Source organism: Nonomuraea solani (assembly GCF_900108335.1).
GTDB lineage: Bacteria > Actinomycetota > Actinomycetes > Streptosporangiales > Streptosporangiaceae > Nonomuraea > Nonomuraea solani.
The window spans coordinates 1-20,164 of the sequence record NZ_FNVT01000053.1 but is presented as its reverse complement, the minus strand read 5'-3'; the positions used below and the strand labels follow the sequence as shown (position 1 = coordinate 20,164).

The window sequence follows — 20,164 nt, the reverse complement described above, 5'->3', positions numbered from 1 at the left end:
GCATCGCCCGGCACGGACGACCCGGCGGGCAGGGACACCTCACCCTGCACCTGCCCGCCGGATGGCACCGGCAGCCCGCCTGGCTGAACGCCTTCACCGCCACCCACGACCCACCCGCACACCCGGCCTGACCCGCCGAACCCCAGGTCACCGCCGCCCTCGACGGTCCCGCACCGACACCCGCGCTGCCGCGCCCACCCTCGCTTCCGACCCCTGAAGGACACCGGACAGGCCGCGACCCCGCACGCGGCGGCTTCACCATGCCCAAAAGCGCGCCCTCACCTGCACATCCGGCCCTCGTCGAGGAATTGGACCGAAAAATGATCAGGCCAAGTCACACCGTGGATTCAGGCTCAGTCAAGGAACTCGCCGAGTACCTCGGACACGCCGATCCTGGATTTACCCTGCGCGTGTACGCGCACATGATGCCGGGGTCTCACGACCGAGCACGCAAGGCCATCGATGCACACCTATTCAGGCTGCGCGCCGCCGCTCAGGCCCAGATCCTCAACAGCTACGGAGACTCAACTGGCTGAGAGGCCATAGCTGCCTGCACGCTCGCCTGCTCCCACTCATCTTCTCCGGGCGCAGTATGCACTGCTTCTGCTCGCTTGCTGCGTCCATCAAAGGTCTGCGGGTTCGATATGTCGCGCCGCTCACTCCGCAGGGACAACTCCGCCTGCCTGACAGCCTTAGAGAAGAATGTCGCGCTGGGCTTTCCCGCGGCGGTGTACTCACGGGCAAGTGTCTCGGCGGCCTTGAGCAACTGCTTTCCCTGGAGCCGAAACTCTGCAGCTGCCGGAATGGCACCCATCGCCTTGCCACACCAGAATGCAGCTTGAAACCGCCAGTGCTTGGCCTCTTGCTGTTCCTTAACACTGTCACCCTTGCCACAAGCCTCACAAGCTAAGAGGACAGCTAGCTCATAGGCGGCCCTTGGGTCGCCCTCGTCGGCAAGGCGCAGCCTAAGACTGCCCAGGCGTCCCCATTGCAAAGGTACGCGCAGTGTCGTAGGTGCAGGCTTCCACGATGATGCCTCTGCAGGGACTGGCTCTAGCACGTCCCCCTCGGCGCCTCCAAGCGTTACGGCGCTCGGGCTATCCAATGGTTCGCGTCTGTGCTTAGCAGCAGACGTCCTCTCGTATCTCTCAGTCGTGGCCGCTTGCCAGAGACTTGTGATCTCTGCATTCAGATCATCTAGCGGGTCGATCGGAATACCTGATCTGGTTGCAATCCGATGGCACACTTCCACGAAAGTCCGAAGCAGCGCATAATCTGGCAGCTTCTTCGACCTACCTTTCAGCAGATCCGCCACTGTGGATTTCGGGAGAGGCCTGAGGTATTCCTTGCCGACAGAGCGTTCTTCTATAAGATCCCAGGACACGGTCTCGATCCGCTTGAGCGACGGACTGCCAGCCTCAACCTTACGCAGCCTCTCCACTCTATCCATGAGCAGAGCGACATGATCTACATCCCGATCAGCTTCGTACATCTATGCGCCCGATCTAAACCTGAATGTCGGATTGAGGAATCTAAGTGGCTGCACGGGAAGTTGTGCATTGCCACTCATCTCAGGCTCGAGATAACCAATGATAGTGCCACATGTCGGGCGCATGTCGGTGCAGGCGCCACCCACCGTCTTGACCCGTAGATGCGGTACGGGCGATGGCGTCCGAATCCATCCGAATCCGTCCGGGTTCGGGCGAGAAGGACCGGGCCAGGTCATTCACACGCGCCCTGCGAAGTCCCCCTGATACCTCTGTCGCCATGAACCTCTGGTTCATCAAAGATCATTCGCATATGGAGGGGATAGAACATGAGCAAGGCAACCGTCATCTGGTGGGCATTTAGCGGAAGTCTGCTCTCGCTACTGATCGGAGTCGTAGGAGGCATGCTCGCCACAGCAAATGGCAGCACCCTCGCTGGCGCGATCATGGTCGGAGCAGCCGCCGCCGGGGGCTTTGCCGCCCTATGGATCACTGGCACTTCGGCGGTGCATGCGTGGCTGGGCAATCAGAAGCGGCCGGCGAAGAGCGCAGAGGACGTGCAGACTGACTGAAGTAAGGCGTGGCGAACGGAGCACACCCCGCTCTTGCCCCTGCTAGCCAGTCACCACCCGACCGCTCGTTCTCACGGAACAGACACGGAACAGTGATCGTTCAGCGGCGACCGCCAGCCCATCAGCACCCCGCCCGCAAACCAACGCGAGCGGGGTTCTTGCTGCTCAGGGCCTACTTGAGGAGTTGGCGGGCCATGACCATGCGCTGGATCTGGTTGGTGCCCTCGTAGATCTGGGTGATTTTGGCGTCGCGCATCATGCGTTCCACCGGGAAGTCCTTCGTGTACCCGTACCCGCCCAGCAACTGCACCGCGTCCGTCGTGATGTCCATGGCCGCGTCCGAAGCCGCGCACTTCGCCGCGCTCGACAGGAACGTCAGGTCCTTCTGCGGCTGGCCGTTCATGGCCAGTTCCGACTTCGCCGCCGCATGATAGGTGAGCTGCCGAGCCGCCTCAAGCTTCATCGCCATGTCCGCGACCATGAACTGGAGCCCCTGGAAGTCGGCCACCGGGCGGCCGAACTGCTTGCGTTCCTTGACGTAGCCGATCGCGAAGTCCAGCGCCCCCTGCGCGATGCCCAGCGCCTGGGCGGCGATGGTGATGCGGGTGTGGTCCAGGGTGGCGAGGGCCGTTTTGAAGCCGGTGCCGGGTGCGCCGATCATGCGGTCGGCCGGGATGCGGACGTTGTCCAGGATGACCTGGCGGGTGGGCGAGCCCTTGATGCCGAGCTTCTTCTCTTTGGGCCCGAAGGAGACGCCTTCGTCGGACTTCTCGATGACGAAGGCCGAGATGCCACGGGCGCCCGCGGACGGGTCCGTGACCGCCATCAGGGTGTAGAACTCCGACACGCCCGCGTTGGTGATCCACATCTTGGTGCCGTTGAGGACGTACGCGTCGCCGTCGGCCACCGCGCGCGTCTTCATGGCGGCGGCGTCCGAGCCCGCCTCCGGCTCCGACAGCGCGTACGAGAACATCGCCTCCCCCCGCGCCACCGGCGCCAGGTAGCGGGCCTTGAGGTCCTCCGAGGCCGAGAGCAGGAGCGGGACCGTCCCCAGCTTGTTGACGGCGGGGATGAGGGAGGACGACGCGCAGGCGCGGGCCACTTCCTCGATGACGATCACCGTGGCCAGGGCGTCCGCCCCGGCGCCCCCGTACTGCTCAGGAACGTGTACGGCGTGCACGTCGGCCGCCACGAGCGCCTTGTAGACGTCCCAGGAGAACTCCTCGGTCTCGTCCATTTCGGCGGCGTGCGGCGCGATCTTATCGTCGGCCAGGGCCCGGACCGTCTCCCTGAGCATGTCGTGCTCTTCGGCCGGCGCGTAAAGAGGGAAGCTCATGGAAGAGATACTAGGACGTCCGACCATCTTGTTACCAGCCGGTACGGTTTGCGAAGAGGTGCAGGTGGCACGTAGGAGGTAGCGAAGGCCGGTAGCATGCCTGCGCGATCGAAAGGAGCTCCCTCGTGCCATATCGCCTCACGGTGATCGGGACCGGATACCTGGGCATCACGCATGCCGCGTGCATGGCTGATCTCGGATTCGACGTCCTGGGCCTCGACATCGACGCCGACAAGATCAACCGGCTGAACGCGGGTGAGCTACCCATCCACGAACCGGGCCTCGAACCGGTGCTCCGCCGCGGCCTCGAATCGGGCCGCCTTCGCTTCACCACCTCGTACGACGAGGTCGCCGCCTTCGGCGACGTGCACTTCATCTGCGTGGGCACACCGCAGAAACGCGGCGAGTATGCCGCAGACGTTACTTATATGGACAACGCCATCGAGTCCCTCGCCCCGCTCCTCGACCGGGCGTGTCTCGTGGTGGGCAAGTCCACCGTTCCCGTGGGCACCGCCGAGCGGATGGCCGACAAGCTCGCGAGGCTGGCGCCCGCCGGTGGCGAGGCCGAGCTGGCCTGGAACCCCGAGTTTCTGCGCGAAGGTTTCGCCGTCCAGGACACCATGCACCCGGACCGCATCGTGCTCGGCGTACGTACCGAACGTGCGGAGAAGGTGCTGCGCGAGGTATATGAGCCGCTGGGCGATGTTCCGATCGTGGTGGCCGACTTCGCCACCTCCGAGCTGGTCAAGACGGCCGCCAACGCCTTCCTGGCCACCAAGATCTCCTTCATCAACGCCATGGCCGAGGTCTGCGAGGCCGCGCACGCCGACGTCCAGTTGCTGTCCCAGGCCCTGTCGTACGACGACCGCATCGGCGGCCGCTACCTCAACGCCGGGCTCGGCTTCGGCGGCGGCTGCCTGCCCAAGGACATCAGGGCCTTCATGGCCCGGGCCGGTGAGCTGGGCGCCGACCAGGCGCTGACGTTCCTGCGCGAGGTGGACGCCATCAACATGCGGCGCCGGGCCCGCATGGTCGACCTGGCCAGGGAGCTGGCCGGCGGCTCCTTCCACGGGTGCACCGTGGGCGTGCTGGGGGCCGCGTTCAAGCCGAACTCCGACGACATCCGCGACTCCCCCGCGCTCGACGTCGCCGTCACGATCGGGCACCAAGGCGGACAGGTCACCGTCTACGACCCGATCGCGCTCGACAACGCTCGTACGGCTCATCCCGAGCTGAAGTACGGCGATTCGGCCGTCGAGGCGGTTCGCGGGGCACATGTGGTGCTGCTGCTCACGGAGTGGCAGGAGTTTCTGGAGCTCGACCCGGAGGAACTGGGCAAAGTCGTCGCCACCCGCCGCATCGTCGACGGCCGCAACGCCCTCGACTCCGAGACATGGCGGTCGGCCGGCTGGCACTACCGCGCCCTGGGCCGCCCTTAAACCCCCAAAAAGCGCACCCACTGGGTGATCAACGGACGATAGCCGCGCCGCGCCCAGAACGGTGTCGACAGCGGGTTGGGCAGCGCGTGGTGGAGCACCATGGACGACACGCCCTGAGCCGCCGCCTCGTTGTGGGCCACCTCGGTCAGCGCCGCGCCCACCCCCTGACCGCGCAGCGACGGCGCGACGTACATGACGCCCAGATACGCCACCGGCGCGTCGTTCACCGACCGCGCGATCCAGCCGGACCGCGCGGGCGGCTGCACGATGACACAGCCCGCCGGCCGCCCGCCCACCTCGGCCAGCCAGCACCACTCCAGCGGCAGCACCTCCGCCGCCACCGACTCCCTGATGCGCTCCCCGGTGGACGCGCGCCTGGTCACCCAGCCGAACCGCGCGTCGTAGTCGACCAGCCGCCGGTACATCCGGGTGACCGCCTCCACGTCGTCCCCGGTGGCCCGCCGCACGGTGGGGGCCGCGGCCATGCGCTGGGGGCGCAGCCGCCGTACGGCCGCCACGGCGATGGGGGCGAAACCTCGGACGGCCAGCGCCCTGACCGGCGCGACGTCCCGGCTCGGCCATGACACGCTGAGCGCCTGTCCTGGCTCGTCGTTCCGTACGCCCGCCAGCCACCGATCGAGCAGCCCGCCGAGCGCCGCCTCCGGATCGGGGCCGGCGACCCTGGCCTGGAGGCGGTGCACGACCAGCGGCGACCAGGAGGCCCGCATGGCGTCGGGATCGATCCGGTCCACGGCCGCCGTCCCCACGGCGCCGGGCGCCTGGATCAGCGTCTCGACGCCACTGCCCGGCAGTACGTCCTGACCCGCGACAAGGGGGTCGGCAGCACGTACGCGGGCCGCGTGGCCTTTGATCGGATCATTCATCCCGGCACCATAACCGCCGGAACGGCCGGGAAAAAGGGGCTTCAGAGCTGGGCCGCCTCCGCGCGCAACCGCTCACCCTTGGCGTACGCCTGCTCCTTCAGCCGCTCCTGGAACTCTTCCATGCGCTCCCGCAGCCCGGCGTCGGAGACGGCGAGGATGCGTACGGCCAGCAGCCCCGCGTTACGGGCGCCACCGACCGCCACCGTGGCGACCGGCACCCCGGCGGGCATCTGCACGATCGACAGCAGGGAGTCCATGCCGTCGAGGTATTTCAGCGGCACCGGCACCCCGATCACCGGCAGCGGCGTGACGGAGGCCAGCATGCCGGGCAGGTGGGCGGCCCCGCCGGCGCCCGCGATGATCACCTGGACGCCACGGGAGGCGGCCTGGCGGCCGTAGTCGATCATCTCGGCCGGCATGCGGTGGGCCGAGATGACGTCGGCCTCGAACGGCACGCCGAACTCCGCGACCGCCTCGGCGGCCAGTTTCATGACCGGCCAGTCGGAGTCGCTGCCCATGACGATGCCGATCGTCACAGCGATTCCTCCGTCGGCACCGTGACGATTTTTCGCTCGCTTCGCTCTCTCACGTGTACTCCCCGGTGGTCAGGTAGACGGCGGCGTGGCGGGCGCGGGCGCGTACTTCGTCGAGGTTGGAGCCCAGCGCCGTGACGTGGCCGATCTTACGGCCGGGGCGCACCTCCTTGCCGTAGAAGTGCAGCTTGATGCCCGGATCGTGGGCCATCACGTGCTCGTAGCGCTTGAACAGGTCAGGGTCGTCGCCGCCGAGCAGGTTGGCCATGACGACCACCTGGGCGGTCATCTTCGGCGTGCCGAGCGGCAGGTCGAGCACCGCCCGCAGATGCTGCTCGAACTGCGACGTCGTCGAGCCCTCGATCGTCCAGTGCCCGCTGTTGTGCGGGCGCATGGCCAGCTCGTTGACCACGAGCCCGCGCGCCGTCTGGAACATCTCCACCGCCAGCAGCCCGGTCACCCCGAGCTCGTGGGCGATCCTCAGGCCGATGCGCTGGGCCTGCGCGGACTGCTCCTGGTCGAGGTTGGGCGCGGGCGCGATCACCTCGACGCAGATGCCGTCCTGCTGCACGGTCTCCACGACCGGATAGCTCACGCCCTGCCCGTGCGGCGAGCGGGCCACCAGCACCGCGAGCTCCCGCTCGAACGGTACGAACGCCTCGGCCATCAGCTCGACCCCGGCCGCGAACGCCTCCGTCACCTCGACCGGCGTCCGGCACACCCACACGCCCCGGCCGTCGTAGCCGCCGCGCACCGCCTTCAGCACCACCGGCCAGCCGTGCGCGCCGGCGAAGGACGCGACGTCGTCGGCCGACGACACCCGCGCCCACACGGGGCAGGGCACGCCGATCTCGGTCAGCCGCTCACGCATGACCGCCTTGTCCTGGGCGTGCACGAGCGCGTCGGCCCCGGGGTGTACGACGTAGCCGTTGGCGGCCAGCGCGCTGATGTGCTCGGTCGGCACGTGCTCGTGGTCGAACGTGATCGCGTCGCATCCCTTGGCGAAGTCGCGGAGATCACCAAGATCGCGGTAGTCTCCGATGCGCGTGTCGACGATCACCCGGGCGGCGCTCTCTTCCGGGCTGTTGGCCAGCACCCGCAGCTCGACGCCGAGCGCGATGGCGGGCTGCTGTGACATCCGTGCCAGCTGACCCGCGCCGACGATGCCCACGACCGGTCCGATGGGGCTGTAGGAACTCACGCCAGGTGAGCTTACCCGGGCGCGCCGGCATCCCCCCACTCGCCTGGGGCTTCGAGGGCTGGACGGCCGTTCCGGGTTGCCTCGCGAGGCACGACCGCCCAGCGATTCGCGTGCCCTCGAACTGCCACCGCAGCGTAATCCCCTGGTATCGGGTATGCCGGTGATAGACCGATATTTCGCAAGTTCTTCTTTGGACGGTATGTTCATCGGTCTGACACTCCCGCTACAACCTGGCCGGTACGCTGGGGCAGCAGGCTTGACTAGGGAAGGGACCGAGCAGAGACGTGCGCTTCGTCAGACGCCTCCACGAGCGGTTCGAGTCCCTGGTGCACGAGCTCGCCAAGTTCGGCAGCATCGGGGCCATCGCCTTCGTCCTCGACACGGGGCTGCTCAACCTCTTCAACCTCGGCATGGGCTGGGGTCCGCTGACGTCCAAGGTCCTGGCGACGACGATCTCCACCACGTTCGCCTACCTCGGCAATCGCTTCTGGACCTTCCGGCACCGCGAGCAGAGCGGGCTGGGCCGCGAATACTTCCTGTTCTTCCTGCTCAACGGCATCGCCTTGCTGTTCGGCATGCTGACGATCGGCTTCACCACCTACACGCTCGGTCTCGAAGACTCGCTCAGCTTCAACATCGCCAACATCGTGGGCGTGGGGCTCGGCACCCTGTTCCGCTTCTGGTCCTACAAGAAGTGGGTGTTCCTGGAGGCCACCGAGCCCATCCCGGTGGAGCTGCCCGACGCCGGGGTCAAGCAGGACCGCTGACCACCCGGTTCCTGCCGTCGTCCTCGGCCGGCCGCAGGAAGATGGCGAACGTCGCCGGCCTGCGGCGTACCAGCTCCAGCCTTCCACCGTCCGCGGCGGCCAGCGCGCGGGCGAGCGTCAGCCCGAGCCCGGTGCCTCCGCCGCCGCTGACGTTGCGCTCGAAGATCTTGGGGGCTATCTCGTCGGCGATCCCCGGGCCCTCGTCCGCGACCTCGATGACCACGTAGTTGTCGCCACTGGTGGTGGTGACGGTCACGGCGCCGCCGCCGTGACGCAGGGAGTTTTCCAGCAGTGAGGCGACCACCTGGCCGAAGCCGCCCGTGGTGGCCATCGCCTTCAGCCCGCGGGGGCCGTCGAGCCGCAGCGTACGGCCCGCGTCGCGGAACACCGGCTCCCATTCGGTGATCTGCTGGATGAGCACCTCGTCGATCGCGACCGGCTCGGCCTGGGCGTGGCGCTGGCGGCGGGCCGCGGCCAGCAGCTCGTCGATCACCGCGGTGAGCCGCTCGGCCTGCACGATCGCGGCCTCGCCCTCCTCGCGTACGACGTCCGGCTCGCCGGAGGCGGCGACGATCTCCTCCAGGCGCATGGTGAGGCCGGTCAAGGGGGTACGGAGCTGGTGGGAGGCGTCCGTGGCGAACTCGCGTTCGCGGGTGAGCAGGTCGGAGATGCGGGTGGCGCTGCGGTCGAGCACCTGTGCCACGCGGTCGAGTTCGGGGATGCCGTAACGGTGTTTGCTCGGCCGGGCGTCACCCGAGCCCAGCCGGTCGGCGATCTTGGCGAGATCCTGCAGGGGCAACGTCAACCGGCGTGACTGCACCACGGCCAGGCTCACGGCCACCGCCAGGGCGGCGACGGCCAGGGCCACGATGAGCAACAGGCGAGCGCGTACGTCCTGCTCGACCTGATCACGGTCACGACTTATCCGTACGTAGACGCCGGTGTTGGTCTGTGCGTCCTCGGTCATCAGGTGACCGGACGCCGGGGGGTCGCCGACGACGGTCACCCTCAGGGGGGTTCCGCGTTCCCAGATCTGGATGTACCTGCCCGGGTATTTCTGCTCCAGTTGCTGGGGGTCGAGCGGCGTCTCCTGGACACGGGCGTACTCCACCTCTCCCACGAGACGCTTGGCTTCCGCCCCGAGCTCCTGAGCCGCCTCATCGACGATCAGGCGGCTGACGACGACGCCCAGGGGGACCCCCAGCAGCAGGACCGCGATGACCGCGACGACCAGGGTGGAGGAGAGCAGTCGGCGGCGCATCCCCTACTCGCGCTCGAACCGGAAGCCGACTCCCCGAACGGTGGTGATGTAACGGGGCTTGGCGGCGTCGTCTCCCAGTTTGCGGCGCAACCAGGAGATGTGCATGTCGAGCGTCTTGGTCGAACCCCACCAGTTCGTGTCCCAGACCTCGCGCATGATCTGCTCGCGGGTGACGACCTTGCCGGCGTCACGGACCAGGACGCGCAGCAGGTCGAACTCCTTGGTCGTCAAGTGCAGCTCCTTCTCTCCCATCCAGGCGCGCCGGGAGTCGGCGTCGATGCGCACGCCCTGGACGACCGGGGTCTCGGAGGTGCCGCGCCGCAGCAGCGCGCGCACCCGGGCGAGCAGCTCGGCCAGCCGGAACGGCTTGGTCACGTAGTCGTCGGCGCCCGCGTCGAGCCCGACGACGGTGTCGACCTCGTCGACGCGGGCGGTGAGTATCAGGACCGGGGTCCCGTGGCCCTCTGCACGGATCCGGCGGGCGACCTCGAGGCCGTCCATTTCCGGCAGGCCAAGGTCGAGAACGATGAGGTCGATACCGCCCGACAGGGCCCTCTCCAGGGCCTGCGGGCCGTCGGGGCTCACCTCAACCTGATAGCCCTCGCGGCGCAGGGCACGCGCGAGCGGCTCGGATATCGAGGTGTCATCCTCGGCGAGAAGTACGCAGGTCATAAAGCGATCGTAGGACCTTAGGCGATCGTTTCCCGGGCACAGCGCGCGGTTTGACTCGTCGTTGACCTATCCATTGACCTGGGCAAACACGACTAAAATACGGTTGGTCGGGATTAAATTACCGCCGTTTCCCAGTATGGATCATCGGCCGATCATGCCCGAGCGGGAAAACGCTCAATCTCCTGGCCGAGAAAGTTGGAGATCCAATTCAGGATTGCGCTGGAATACTTTTTGTACGGCATATGACCGCAAGGCCCGGCAGAGGGGCCTCAGGGGCGCGGCGTCCGCCACTGGGTGTTGAGACCGCCGTGCCGCATCCGGCCCACCAGGCGAACCTGCATCGTCTCCGGCGAGTCGTCGCCCGCGTCCCTGCTGATCGCCACCACGCTGTGCCGTACCGACAGCTCGTTGGCGTTCACCACCATGCCCGGCGCGAGGACGAGCGCCACGCTGCAGCCGGTCGCCCGCAGCTCGATGACCAGTTCGGGCGCGCTGCGCACCGCGCTGGTCAGGTCCAGCAGCACGTCGCACCACGCCGTGTTCAGCTTCAGCCGGTGCGGCAGCGTCCAGCGGCCGTCGCGGCGCACCGAGCCGTGCCGCTCCTTGATGGTGATCAGCTCGACCGGCGGCGCGTCGCCACCTGGCATCGCGCCCAGATCAGCATAAAGCGGGGCGAGCGCGCCGACTGTACGGGCGGCCAGCGCCGCGTCCAGCCGCTCGTTGAACTCGACCGGGTCGAGCCGGCCGTCGGCGACGGCGGCGCGCAACAGGTCGATGACGCGGTCACGTTGCTCGTCGGACGCGCGCAGCGCCGGTGAATCTGCCGGCATCCGGCCTCCTTCGAGGCTAAGGGTGGCACCGAGCCACCGGATCGGTCTAAAAAGGACACTACTCCCAGGTGACCGGGAGGCTCTTGACGCCGTAGATGTCGGCGGTCTCCGGACGCAGGGCGACCTCGTCGGCCGGTACGGCCAGGCGCAGCGTGGGAAAGCGGTTGAACAGCGCGGGAAAGGCGACGCGCATCTCGACGCGGGCCAGTTGCTGCCCCAGGCACTGGTGGATGCCGTGGCCGAAGGCCAGGTGGCCGCCCTCCTGGCGGTGGATGTCGAGGGCGTGGGGGTTGGTGAAGCGGTCGGGGTCGCGGTTGGCGGTGTTGTAGGACAGGATCACCATCGTGCCGGCCTTGATGGTGTGGCCGCCCAGCTCGACGTCCTCCAGCGCGATCCTCATGAACCCCTTGGCGACGGTCAGGTAGCGCATCAGCTCCTCCACGGCTCCGTCGGTGAGCGTGGGGTCGGCGCGCAGCGCGGCCAGTTGCTCCGGGTTCCGCAGCAGCGCGAAGGTGCCCAGCGCCAGCATGTTGGCGGTGGTGTCGAAGCCGGCCGCCAGCAGGAGCAGGGCCATACCCTGCAGTTCCTCGTCGGTCAGGTCGCTGTCGAGCAGGTCGGAGAGCACGTCGTCGGTGGGGTTGGCGCGCTTGGCGGCCACCAGCTCGGCGAGGTAGGTCTGGGTGGCGGTGTAGGCGGCGATCAGTTCTTCGTCGTCGGTCGCCCCGCCGAGGAATTTGTCGATGTTCTCCTGGAAGAAGCCGCGGTCCTCGTTCGGTACGCCGAGCAGCTCGCAGATGATGATCGCGGGGATGGGCTTGGCGAACGCGGTCACCAGGTCCGCCGATGGCCCGGCCTTCTCCATCGCGTCCAGGTGCTCGGCGGTGACCTGCTCGACCCGTTCGGTGAGCAGCCGCATCCGGCGGACGGTGAACTTGCCGACCAGCGGCTTCCGGTAGCGGCTGTGCTGCGGGTCGTCCATGAGCAGGAACTCACCGGGCGGCGCCGGCGGGACCTCGATGTCGCCGAAGTCGATGGTCGGATGGTGACGCATGAGCTCCTTGCGGGAGCTGAAACGCGGGTCGGCCAGGATCGACCGGACCAGGTCGTAGCCGGTGACCAGCCAGCCCTGGTGCCCGTCGGCGAAGGTCAAGCGGCTGATCGGGGCGTGCTCGCGGGCCTCGATCAGCTCGGCCGGCGGGTCGAAGGGGCAGCCGGGCCGGCGGGCGGTGGGCAGCGTGGTGAGTTCCATGGTCGTTCCCCTTAGGAGATCTTGCGGCGGTAGGTGTTCATGGCGAAGGCGTAGGCGACGGCAATGATCCCGACGCACCAGGCCAGCGCGATCCAGAGGTCGGTGCCGACCGGCTGCTCGGTGAACAGGGCGCGGACGGCGTTGACGATGGAGGTCACCGGCTGGTTCTCGGCGAAGACGCGCAGCGGGCCGGGCATGGTGTCGGTGGGCACGAACGCCGAGCTGAGGAACGGCAGGAAGATGAGCGGGTAGGAGAACGCGCTCGCGCCTTCCACCGACTTCGCGGACAGGCCGGGGATGACGGCGATCCAGGTCAGCGCCAGGGTGAACAGGATCAGGATGCCGGCGACGGAGAGCCACGCCAGCACTCCCGCCCCCGAGCGGAACCCCATCAGCAGGGCGACGAGCACGACGACCACGAGCGAGATCACATTGGCGACCAGCGACGTCAGCACGTGCGCCCACAACACCGACGAACGCGCGATCGGCATCGATTGGAAGCGCTCGAAGATGCCGCCCTTCATGTCCAGGAAGAGCCGGAACGCGGTGTAGGCGATGCCCGAGGCGACCGTGATGAGCAGGATGCCGGGCAGCAGGTAGTTCACATACGACGCTCCGCCTACGTTGATCGCGCCGCCGAACACGTAGACGAACATCAGCATCATGGCGATCGGCATGACCGCGGTCGTGATGATGGTGTCCGGGCTGCGGGCGATGTGGCGCAGGGATCGTCCCAGCAGGGTGACGGTGTCGCCGACGAAATGCCTGCTCATCGTGATTCCTTCGTGCCGTTGTCGCCGACGAGGGCGAGGAAGACGTCTTCGAGGGTCGGCTGCTTTTCGACGTATTCGACCTTGGCGGGCGGGAGCAGTTGCTTGAGCTCGGCCAGGGTGCCGTTGACCAGGATCCGGCCCTCGTGCAGGATCGCGATCCGGTCGGCGAGTTGTTCGGCCTCGTCCAGATACTGGGTGGTGAGCAGCACCGTCGTGCCGTTGGCGGCGAGCTCCCGGACGGCCTGCCACACCTCGATGCGCGCCTGGGGGTCGAGCCCGGTGGTCGGCTCGTCGAGGAAGATGACCGGCGGATTGCCGATGAGGCTCATCGCGATGTCGAGCCGGCGGCGCATACCGCCCGAATAGGTGGACACCTTCCGCGCGCCGGCGTCGGTCAGCGAGAACCGGGCGAGCAGGTCGTCGGCGATCTTGCCCGGGTTCTTGAGGTGCCGTAGTCGGGCGACCAGCACCAGGTTCTCCCGGCCGCTGAGGATCTCGTCGACGGCGGCGAACTGCCCGGTGAGGCTGATCGACTCGCGGACGTTCGCGGCCTGCGTGGCGACGTCGAAGCCCTGCACGGCGGCGGTGCCCGCGTCGGCCTTGAGCAGCGTGGACAGGATCTTCACGACCGTGGTCTTGCCCGCCCCGTTCGAGCCGAGCAGGGCGAAGATGCTGCCCCGCGCCACGTCGAAGTCCACGCCGCGCAGCACCCGCAGGTCCTTGTACGACTTCTCCAGGCCCTGCACATGGATCACAGGCTTGTCGGCTGTCATTCAGTTGTCCGTTCTCTGGTCCGTCACGGCCTACTCGCAGAAGATGCGCAGGTAGCCGTCGGTCATGTCCATCTCCACGATCGTCTCGTCGAGGTGCTCCACGAGCGCTTCGAGCTGTTCGGGCTTGAGCTGCGCCAGGTCGAACGGCACACCCGCCTTGTCCAGCTCGGCGTTGGCCCGCTCCAGTGCCCGCGGCGGGACCAGGGCCACCAGTTGTACGCCGGCCCGCAGCAGTTGCAGCGGCACCCGGATGTTGAGCCGCCCCGGCTCGTCACCCTCCTCGGCGAACTGCATCATCACCCGCAGATACTTCGCCTTGCCCTTCGGCCGGGCGCCGGGACTCGGCGCCGCCGGCAACAGGTCCCGTTCGAGCGCGACGATGAGCCGCTCCGCCTCCTCCGCGGTGATCTTGCCCTCGGCCAGCATGCCGAGGACGTCCTTGCGCTGTTCGTTCATCGCGACCTCTCTATCGGATGGCTACGAGCACGGCCGTACGACTGAACTCCATGTCGACCCGGGTGCCGGGCAACGCGCAGACGATGCGCCAGCCGGTGCCGAGGGCCCGCACCAGATCGACGCGGTAGATGCGGCAGGCCACGGCACCCCCCAGTAAGGCCAGGGCCAGGACCGGCGAGAGCACGAGCACCACCGGGAGCACCGGGACCCAGACCCGGATGGCGCGACGGTCCGGGCGTTTGACCCGCACCGTCAGCAGTTGCGGCATCACGTGGGCCCCTCCAATTCGGACAAGGCCTGCTCCGCGGTGATCTCGCCGCGACGCAGCCGATCGATGACCTCGGCCGTCGGCGGCGCCGGATCGGTCTCGACGAAGTCGAGCATCTGCGTGATCCGGTTAAGCCGGGCCTTGATCGTCGGGTAGCTCACCCCGAAGATGCGTTCCATCTGCTTGATGGAGCCGTGGCACCGTACGAAGGCCGTGACGAAGACCTGATCCTCGACGCTGAGCTGAGCCAGCTGCGGCAGCTCGAACGCGCCCTCGATCGCGACGCCGTTGCCCGCCAGACGCACCCGCTCGACGAGAAACGGCTGGCCCCGCGTCAGGTTCGTGAGCTCCTGCCAGTCCATCGCCTGCTCTGTCATATCTCAAGTTATACCCGACAGCTCCTCAATATTTCAAATCTCGATCTTGATTTTCTTAATTCCGTACGCCCTTGCGGACATGTTCCTTGGTCAGCGCCCTCCGCGCGTGTAGGCGCGGAGGGACAGTGGGACGAAGATCAGCAGCAGTGCGGCCGACCAGAGCAGGACGGTGGTCACCGGATGCGCGAGCGGCCAGGCCACGTCTCCGGACGGGGCGCCCGGGTTGCCGAACAGCTCCCGCGAGGCGGCGGTGAGCGCGCTGACCGGGTTCCAGTCGGCCAGGAAGCGCAGCCAGCCCGGCATGCCGCCGGTCGGGACGAACGCGTTCGACAGCATCGTGAACGGCATGAACAGCGGCACCATCGCGTCGGCGACCTGGTCGTTCTTCACCGCCAGGCCCACGTAGACGCCTGCCCAGCTCAGCGCGTACCGCAGCACGATCATCAGCAGGAACGCCTGGGCCGTGGGGATGAGACCGCGGTGCGGCTGCCAGCCCACCAGCAGGCCCGCGCCCACCATGATGGCCAGCATCAGCAGGCCGGTCAGCAGGTCGGCGCCGGTCTGCCCGAACGGCACCGCCAGGCGCGCCATCGGCATGGAGCGGAACCGGTCCATCACACCGCGGGAGGCGTCGGTGGCCATCCGCGTCATGACCCCCATCACCGAGCCGAAGGTCACCATCGCGAAGAGGCCGGGCATGAGGTACTCGCGGTAGTCGCCGCCGTCCGGCACCTGGATCGCGCTGCCGAAGACGTACCCGAAGAGCACCACCATGACGGCCGGGAAGATCAACGCTACGACGAGTTCGCCGGGATTGTTCCGCAGCCGTCCTAGCTCGCGGCCGACCAGGGTCAGCCCGTCGGCGAACGTCCACCGCAGGCGGGTGTACGCGGTCATCGGACGCTCTCCTCGCGATCGGGTGTAGGCGGTCATCGGACGCTCTCCTTGCGGTCGGTGAGGCGCAGGAACACCTCGTCGAGGGTGGGGCGGCGCAGGCTGACGTCGGCCGCGGCGACCCCGGCGCGGTCGAGTTCGCGCACGATGTCGGCGAGCCGGAGGCCGGTGGCGGGCAGGGCGACGGTGAGCCGGTCGGCGTCGGCCGTCGTGGGTTCGGTGCCGGCCAGGGTGCTCAGGACGATCGCCGCGGGGCGCAGCGCGGCGGGGTCTTCAAGGGTGACGTCGAGGCGGTCGCCGATCGTGGCCTTCAGCTCGTCGGGTGTGCCGGTGGCGATCACCTGGCCGTGGTCGATGACGGCGATGTCGTCGGCCAGCCGGTCGGCCTCGTCCAGATACTGCGTGGTGAGCAGCACGGTGGTGCCGTCCGCCACCAGCTCGCGGACGTTGTCCCAGATCTCGCCGCGGCTGCGCGGGTCGAGACCGGTGGTGGGCTCGTCCAGGAAGAGCACCTCGGGGCGCAGGATGAGGCTGGCGATCAGGTCGAGGCGGCGCCGCATGCCGCCGGAGTAGCCGGCGACCTGCCGGTCGGCGGCGTCCATCAGGCCGAACCGTTCGAGCAGTTCGTCGGCCCGCCGGTGCGCCTCGCGACGGGACAGGTGGGACAGGCGCCCGAACATGCGCAGGTTGCCCCGGCCGGTGAGCTTCTCGTCCACGGCGGCGTACTGGCCCGCGAGCCCGATCCTGGCCCGCACCTCGCCCGCCTGGCGGACGACGTCGTATCCGGCGATGCGGGCGTGCCCGGCGTCGGGGTCGGACAAGGTCGCCAGGATGCGTACCGCGGTCGTCTTCCCGGCCCCGTTGGGCCCCAGCACGCCACAGACCGTTCCTCTCGGAACGCTCAGATCCAGCCCTCGTAGTGCATGGGTGTCGCCGAAGGACTTGTGCAGCCCCTCGGCGACCACGATCGGATCAGGCATGACCCCTCCACTGGGTACGTTGTACGTGGTTTTGGGTCAGGCTAGATTACTGGGTACCATGTACGCAACTAGGGGGTGCGACGGTGACCGACGCCGAGTACGTGAACATCTGGATGCGCCCCGAGCGCCCCGCCCGCGGCCCGAAGCCCGCCTACACCCGCGCACAGATCACCGAGGCGGCGATCCGGATCGCCGACGCCGAAGGGCTGGAGGCCGCCACCATGCGGCGGATCGCCGCCGAGATCGGCGCCGGCGCGATGTCCCTCTACCGGTACGTCCCGAGCCGCGACGACCTCATCATGCTCATGGCCGACCGGCTGATGGGCGAGATCGACGTCACGGGCATGCCCTCGGGCGACTGGCGCGCCGACCTGACCCGCTACGCCGACGGGCAGCGGGCCATGTGGCTGAGGCACCCGTGGATCGCCAGCGTGCAGCGGTCGCTCCCCGGCTTCGGCCCCAACCAGCTGCTCCTGATCGAACGGCTGATGGGAGTGCTCGACCCCTTCGTCTCCATCGACGAGAACCTCGGCCTCATGGCCATCCTGAACGGCTACGTCGAGGGCACCGTCCGCGAGGAGGTCAGCTCGGCCGAGGAGCTCCGCCGCAGCGGGCTCAGCGAGCCGGAGTGGATGGCGCGCAGTTACCCGTACGTCGACAGGCTGGTGAAGAGCGGGGACTACCCGATCTTCACCAAGATCGTGATGGAGGCGCGCCAGCCGCACCTGAGCCGCGACGACCAGTTCCGGCACGGGCTCCAACGTGTCCTCGACTGCATCGCCGCGGCCCTCCCCGCAACGGGAAGCCGGTAGACCTTATGCGAGGTGCCGGGCGAAGAACCGCAGCGCGTCGCCGGTTTCGAAGGCGGGGATGCCCCCATGGTCGCCAGGGTTGGCGTGCAACGTCTTTTCTGTCGAGCCCAGAGCATCGAACAGCGCCAAAGCCTGCTCCCTGGGCACCCGCGTATCGTCCCATTGGACCAGGAACCGCACCGGCACGGTCACTTGCGCGGCGGTTTCAGCCAGCCCGTGCACACCGAGCAGGCCCAGCACCGCGGCGCGGATCCGGGGTTCGGCGGCGAGCAGCGGCATCCCGAGCCCGCACCCCATCGACACGCCCCAATAGCCGACAGGACCGGCGCCCACATGGTCGAGCTCCTGGACAGCGGTCACAACGGCCTGCCACTCGGCGACGGCCTGCCCGGCCAGCAGGTCATGCATGCCCGCGACCAGTTCGGCCGGATCCTCTCCGGCGGCGATACGGGTCCGCATGCCGCCCGCGTACTGGATGAACCTTTCGCTTTTGGGCCGGTCTCCGTGGTTCGGGGCATCGACGGCGGCGACGGCGAACCCGCCTTCGGCGGCGAACCGTTGCGCGCCGGCCAGGACGCCGGGAGCCTTCTTGTGCTGGCCGCCGCCGTGTCCCATCAGGATCAACGGGCGGGGGCCGGTGGCGCCTTCCGGCGTGAACAACACACCGGTGATCTCGCCGAGGGTGAAGGACTGTTCGGTGACGCCGTCGGTCGACGTCGGAGAGGTCAAGCTGAAGCGCATGGCGTTTCAAGCCTTTCGGGGGTGCCTTGCCGGGCGCTCCCTAGACCATGCGTGGGAGGGAGCCCCGATCTGTCATCACAGCGTTGATCGGTCTCACCTCCTCCAGTCGTCATGCCGCACGGCACCGCCGAACATAGCACACGGCCTCCCTGGGCGAACGCCGCCTATCCCCGCCTCGCCGGACCGACGTGGAACGGGCCGGCAGTAAGCGGTGCGGACGCATGGTCTCTCCATCGCATGGCCGGCGCCTGCGAGGAGCGGCCTGATGAGTGCCGTGCCGTACCGGCTGCGAGGGCCCGTCACGTTCAGGCGGGACACGCTTCATGTCGCCGGGCAGAACACCGACTTGAGGGCGTCCGTGACGCGCCGTGGCACGGTGGAGCGCTCGGCATCGTCCATGGCCAGCGTCACGGACACGGCGAACTGCAGGCGGCCGTCCGAGGAGGTGTGGGTGGCGGCGACGAAGCCGGGCGCGCTGCCCCCGCCCCCTGGGGCGAACTCGGGATCGCCCGCGCACGGGCCACCCGAGGGCGGCGGCTGCTGACCAGGCGGCGGATCGGTGATCAGTCTGCGCAGCGACTCCGGCAGGAGCCTGCCCCGGCGGAAGGCGCGCTGGAAGACGCTCATGTCGTGCGCGGTGGAGATCGCGCCGCCGGCGCCCAGCAGGGTCGTGGCGTTGAGCCTGTCGACATCGCGCGGCCGCCCCGTCCCGTCCACGGCGTAACCGTGGCCGTGCGGGCCCTTGATGCCCGCCGACGCCTTCATGGGCAGGTAGGTGTCACGCATGCGGAGCGGGGCGAAGATCCTGCGGTCGAGTTCGGCCGCCAGCGACCTCTTGGCCAGCTTCTCGATGATCATGCCGAGCAGAATGTAGTCGGTGTTGGAGTAGCTGAAGGTCCCGATCTCCACGGGCCGGGGCCTCTTGCGCGAGGCCGCCAGCAGGTCGGCCGGGCGGTAGTCGGCCGTGGGGTCCAGGGGGTTCACGTCCGGGCCGATGAAGTCGGGGATGCCCGAGGTGAGCTGGATCAGGTTGCGTACCGTGATCTCGTCGGCCCGCTCCACCAGATCCTTCGCCACCACCTCCGGCAGGACGGTGCCGAGTTTGTCATCCAGGCTCAGTTCGCCCTCCTTGACCAGTTGCAGAGCCGCGGTGGCGGTCATGCTCTTGGTCTGCGAGCCGACCCGGTAGCGGGCGCCGGACGGGATCGCGCCGCCCTTGCCGTTGAGCAGGCGGGATCCGGCCGATCCCGTCCCGACCCGCTTGCCGTCCACATAGACCTCGCCGATGGCACCCACGACATGGCCTGTACGTACCAAGGCTTCCATCGCCTTCTGTACGTTCCCGACCGCGACGGGTCCGGGGGATGCCGAGGCCGGGGCGGGCGCGGCCACGCTCAGAGCCAGCGCCGCGCACGCCCCCGAGGCGACGCGAGCCACTGCCGCTCGACGCGAAATCATGAAATCTCCCTCTGTGGCGGTCCTCGAAATCAGATGACGAGCCACAGTTCTAGTGCTGTGACCGGAAACGATCACGGTGTTGGCGCGTAGGACGCTTCTGCCGGTTGGATGGGTGCTGATCACGTTCGATCGGCGCTCGGGAGGTCAGGTGACGCAACCGGTCAGGGTCCGCAGGCTCACAGAACCGGAAGGGCAGAAACTACAGCGCATCGTGCGGCGCGGCACGACCAGCACGGTGCGCTACCGGCGGGCGATGATCCTGCTGGCCTCGGCCGGCGGCAACACCGTGCCGGTCATCGCCCGACTGGTGCAGGCCGATGAGGACACCGTGCGCGATGTGATCCACCGTTTCAACGAGATCGGGCTGGCCTGCCTGGACCCTCAGTGGGCGGGAGGCCGTC

At 68.2% G+C, this 20,164-nt stretch carries 23 protein-coding genes; 5 read left to right on the top strand and 18 right to left on the bottom strand.

Features of this window, described 5'->3' with window-relative positions:
* Positions 1 to 514: 514 nt before the first annotated feature.
* Positions 515 to 1,492 carry a hypothetical protein gene (locus tag C4V41_RS61545; protein WP_146104287.1) on the bottom strand — a complete coding sequence of 326 codons (978 nt, stop codon included), beginning with the start codon at positions 1,490 to 1,492 and terminating at the stop codon, positions 515 to 517.
* 324 nt (positions 1,493 to 1,816) lie between these two features.
* Between C4V41_RS61545 and C4V41_RS61540 the strand changes: the two genes are divergently transcribed.
* Positions 1,817 to 2,059, top strand: coding sequence for a hypothetical protein (locus tag C4V41_RS61540; protein WP_146104286.1), 243 nt, complete (start codon positions 1,817 to 1,819; stop codon positions 2,057 to 2,059).
* Positions 2,060 to 2,231: 172 nt separating this feature from the next.
* On the opposite strand, the gene C4V41_RS59985 is transcribed toward C4V41_RS61540, so the two are convergent.
* Complete coding sequence (locus C4V41_RS59985) at positions 2,232 to 3,395, bottom strand: acyl-CoA dehydrogenase family protein (RefSeq protein WP_103964943.1); 1,164 nt, start codon at positions 3,393 to 3,395, stop codon at positions 2,232 to 2,234.
* Between the two features lie 125 nt (positions 3,396 to 3,520).
* Here C4V41_RS59985 and C4V41_RS59980 point away from each other — a divergent pair, with 125 nt between their 5' ends.
* Positions 3,521 to 4,834, top strand: a complete 1,314-nt coding sequence (locus C4V41_RS59980; RefSeq protein WP_103964942.1) for a UDP-glucose dehydrogenase family protein — start codon at positions 3,521 to 3,523, stop codon at positions 4,832 to 4,834.
* On the opposite strand, the gene C4V41_RS59975 is transcribed toward C4V41_RS59980, so the two are convergent.
* The 3 genes from C4V41_RS59975 to C4V41_RS59965 all read right to left on the bottom strand — a co-directional run bounded on the left by C4V41_RS59975 (position 4,831) and on the right by C4V41_RS59965 (position 7,452).
* Positions 4,831 to 5,718 (bottom strand): GNAT family N-acetyltransferase, encoded by an 888-nt coding sequence (locus tag C4V41_RS59975; protein WP_103964941.1) that lies wholly within the window; start codon positions 5,716 to 5,718, stop codon positions 4,831 to 4,833. The genes C4V41_RS59980 and C4V41_RS59975 overlap by 4 nt on opposite strands.
* Positions 5,719 to 5,759: 41 nt before the next feature.
* Positions 5,760 to 6,236: a 5-(carboxyamino)imidazole ribonucleotide mutase gene (purE, locus tag C4V41_RS59970; protein ID WP_103964946.1), complete on the bottom strand. Its 477-nt coding sequence runs from the start codon at positions 6,234 to 6,236 to the stop codon at positions 5,760 to 5,762.
* 67 nt (positions 6,237 to 6,303) lie between these two features.
* On the bottom strand, positions 6,304 to 7,452 hold the full coding sequence (locus C4V41_RS59965) for a 5-(carboxyamino)imidazole ribonucleotide synthase (RefSeq protein ID WP_103964940.1): 1,149 nt from the start codon (positions 7,450 to 7,452) through the stop codon (positions 6,304 to 6,306).
* 284 nt (positions 7,453 to 7,736) lie between these two features.
* Between C4V41_RS59965 and C4V41_RS59960 the strand changes: the two genes are divergently transcribed.
* Positions 7,737 to 8,219: a GtrA family protein gene (locus tag C4V41_RS59960; protein WP_103964939.1), complete on the top strand. Its 483-nt coding sequence runs from the start codon at positions 7,737 to 7,739 to the stop codon at positions 8,217 to 8,219.
* Here the strand turns inward: C4V41_RS59960 and C4V41_RS59955 are convergent.
* The 11 genes from C4V41_RS59955 to C4V41_RS59905 form a co-directional block, all read right to left on the bottom strand.
* Complete coding sequence (locus C4V41_RS59955; protein WP_103964938.1) at positions 8,203 to 9,480, bottom strand: ATP-binding protein; 1,278 nt, start codon at positions 9,478 to 9,480, stop codon at positions 8,203 to 8,205. The genes C4V41_RS59960 and C4V41_RS59955 overlap by 17 nt on opposite strands.
* Before the next feature lie 3 nt (positions 9,481 to 9,483).
* Positions 9,484 to 10,152 (bottom strand): response regulator transcription factor, encoded by a 669-nt coding sequence (locus C4V41_RS59950; RefSeq protein WP_043620820.1) that lies wholly within the window; start codon positions 10,150 to 10,152, stop codon positions 9,484 to 9,486.
* A 269-nt stretch (positions 10,153 to 10,421) separates the two neighbouring features.
* Positions 10,422 to 10,982 (bottom strand): DUF1707 SHOCT-like domain-containing protein, encoded by a 561-nt coding sequence (locus C4V41_RS59945; RefSeq protein ID WP_103964937.1) that lies wholly within the window; start codon positions 10,980 to 10,982, stop codon positions 10,422 to 10,424.
* A gap of 58 nt (positions 10,983 to 11,040) precedes the next feature.
* The gene (locus C4V41_RS59940; protein ID WP_103964936.1) at positions 11,041 to 12,231 is read right to left on the bottom strand and encodes a cytochrome P450; all 1,191 of its coding nucleotides are present in this window, start codon (positions 12,229 to 12,231) and stop codon (positions 11,041 to 11,043) included.
* Positions 12,232 to 12,242: 11 nt separating this feature from the next.
* Positions 12,243 to 13,004 carry an ABC transporter permease gene (locus C4V41_RS59935; protein WP_103964935.1) on the bottom strand — a complete coding sequence of 254 codons (762 nt, stop codon included), beginning with the start codon at positions 13,002 to 13,004 and terminating at the stop codon, positions 12,243 to 12,245.
* Positions 13,001 to 13,777 (bottom strand): ABC transporter ATP-binding protein, encoded by a 777-nt coding sequence (locus tag C4V41_RS59930; RefSeq protein ID WP_103964934.1) that lies wholly within the window; start codon positions 13,775 to 13,777, stop codon positions 13,001 to 13,003. The genes C4V41_RS59935 and C4V41_RS59930 overlap by 4 nt, the downstream gene beginning before the upstream one ends.
* Before the next feature lie 30 nt (positions 13,778 to 13,807).
* A complete protein-coding gene (locus C4V41_RS59925) occupies positions 13,808 to 14,233 on the bottom strand; it encodes an SHOCT-like domain-containing protein (RefSeq protein WP_103964933.1) in 426 nt (141 codons plus the stop codon).
* A gap of 10 nt (positions 14,234 to 14,243) precedes the next feature.
* Positions 14,244 to 14,501 (bottom strand): hypothetical protein, encoded by a 258-nt coding sequence (locus C4V41_RS59920; protein WP_200825048.1) that lies wholly within the window; start codon positions 14,499 to 14,501, stop codon positions 14,244 to 14,246.
* Positions 14,501 to 14,878: a DUF2089 domain-containing protein gene (locus C4V41_RS59915; RefSeq protein WP_200825047.1), complete on the bottom strand. Its 378-nt coding sequence runs from the start codon at positions 14,876 to 14,878 to the stop codon at positions 14,501 to 14,503. Before C4V41_RS59915 ends, C4V41_RS59920 begins: the two co-directional genes overlap by 1 nt.
* A 90-nt stretch (positions 14,879 to 14,968) precedes the next feature.
* Positions 14,969 to 15,775 (bottom strand): ABC transporter permease, encoded by an 807-nt coding sequence (locus C4V41_RS59910; RefSeq protein ID WP_103964931.1) that lies wholly within the window; start codon positions 15,773 to 15,775, stop codon positions 14,969 to 14,971.
* A gap of 32 nt (positions 15,776 to 15,807) precedes the next feature.
* A complete protein-coding gene (locus tag C4V41_RS59905) occupies positions 15,808 to 16,752 on the bottom strand; it encodes an ATP-binding cassette domain-containing protein (protein ID WP_103964930.1) in 945 nt (314 codons plus the stop codon).
* A gap of 83 nt (positions 16,753 to 16,835) precedes the next feature.
* Between C4V41_RS59905 and C4V41_RS59900 the strand changes: the two genes are divergently transcribed.
* Complete coding sequence (locus C4V41_RS59900) at positions 16,836 to 17,564, top strand: TetR/AcrR family transcriptional regulator (protein WP_103964929.1); 729 nt, start codon at positions 16,836 to 16,838, stop codon at positions 17,562 to 17,564.
* A 3-nt stretch (positions 17,565 to 17,567) separates the two neighbouring features.
* On the opposite strand, the gene C4V41_RS59895 is transcribed toward C4V41_RS59900, so the two are convergent.
* Together C4V41_RS59895 and C4V41_RS59890 are read right to left on the bottom strand one after the other, a co-directional pair.
* Positions 17,568 to 18,293 carry a dienelactone hydrolase family protein gene (locus C4V41_RS59895; RefSeq protein ID WP_235031100.1) on the bottom strand — a complete coding sequence of 242 codons (726 nt, stop codon included), beginning with the start codon at positions 18,291 to 18,293 and terminating at the stop codon, positions 17,568 to 17,570.
* 333 nt (positions 18,294 to 18,626) lie between these two features.
* Positions 18,627 to 19,763 carry a serine hydrolase domain-containing protein gene (locus C4V41_RS59890; RefSeq protein ID WP_146104285.1) on the bottom strand — a complete coding sequence of 379 codons (1,137 nt, stop codon included), beginning with the start codon at positions 19,761 to 19,763 and terminating at the stop codon, positions 18,627 to 18,629.
* 148 nt (positions 19,764 to 19,911) lie between these two features.
* Between C4V41_RS59890 and C4V41_RS59885 the strand changes: the two genes are divergently transcribed.
* On the top strand, positions 19,912 to 20,164 hold a 253-nt coding region (locus C4V41_RS59885), incomplete at its 3' end, for a helix-turn-helix domain-containing protein (protein WP_200825013.1).

Coding starts and splice junctions, on each gene's coding strand:
- C4V41_RS61545 (WP_146104287.1), bottom strand. CDS start 1,492: ATGTACGAAGCTGATCGGGATGTAGATCATGTCGCTCTGCTCATGGAT.
- C4V41_RS61540 (WP_146104286.1), top strand. CDS start 1,817: ATGAGCAAGGCAACCGTCATCTGGTGGGCATTTAGCGGAAGTCTGCTC.
- C4V41_RS59985 (WP_103964943.1), bottom strand. CDS start 3,395: ATGAGCTTCCCTCTTTACGCGCCGGCCGAAGAGCACGACATGCTCAGG.
- C4V41_RS59975 (WP_103964941.1), bottom strand. CDS start 5,718: ATGAATGATCCGATCAAAGGCCACGCGGCCCGCGTACGTGCTGCCGAC.
- purE (WP_103964946.1), bottom strand. CDS start 6,236: ATGGGCAGCGACTCCGACTGGCCGGTCATGAAACTGGCCGCCGAGGCG.
- C4V41_RS59955 (WP_103964938.1), bottom strand. CDS start 9,480: ATGCGCCGCCGACTGCTCTCCTCCACCCTGGTCGTCGCGGTCATCGCG.
- C4V41_RS59950 (WP_043620820.1), bottom strand. CDS start 10,152: ATGACCTGCGTACTTCTCGCCGAGGATGACACCTCGATATCCGAGCCG.
- C4V41_RS59945 (WP_103964937.1), bottom strand. CDS start 10,982: ATGCCGGCAGATTCACCGGCGCTGCGCGCGTCCGACGAGCAACGTGAC.
- C4V41_RS59940 (WP_103964936.1), bottom strand. CDS start 12,231: ATGGAACTCACCACGCTGCCCACCGCCCGCCGGCCCGGCTGCCCCTTC.
- C4V41_RS59935 (WP_103964935.1), bottom strand. CDS start 13,004: ATGAGCAGGCATTTCGTCGGCGACACCGTCACCCTGCTGGGACGATCC.
- C4V41_RS59930 (WP_103964934.1), bottom strand. CDS start 13,777: ATGACAGCCGACAAGCCTGTGATCCATGTGCAGGGCCTGGAGAAGTCG.
- C4V41_RS59925 (WP_103964933.1), bottom strand. CDS start 14,233: ATGAACGAACAGCGCAAGGACGTCCTCGGCATGCTGGCCGAGGGCAAG.
- C4V41_RS59920 (WP_200825048.1), bottom strand. CDS start 14,501: ATGCCGCAACTGCTGACGGTGCGGGTCAAACGCCCGGACCGTCGCGCC.
- C4V41_RS59915 (WP_200825047.1), bottom strand. CDS start 14,878: ATGACAGAGCAGGCGATGGACTGGCAGGAGCTCACGAACCTGACGCGG.
- C4V41_RS59910 (WP_103964931.1), bottom strand. CDS start 15,775: ATGACCGCGTACACCCGCCTGCGGTGGACGTTCGCCGACGGGCTGACC.
- C4V41_RS59905 (WP_103964930.1), bottom strand. CDS start 16,752: ATGCCTGATCCGATCGTGGTCGCCGAGGGGCTGCACAAGTCCTTCGGC.
- C4V41_RS59890 (WP_146104285.1), bottom strand. CDS start 19,763: ATGATTTCGCGTCGAGCGGCAGTGGCTCGCGTCGCCTCGGGGGCGTGC.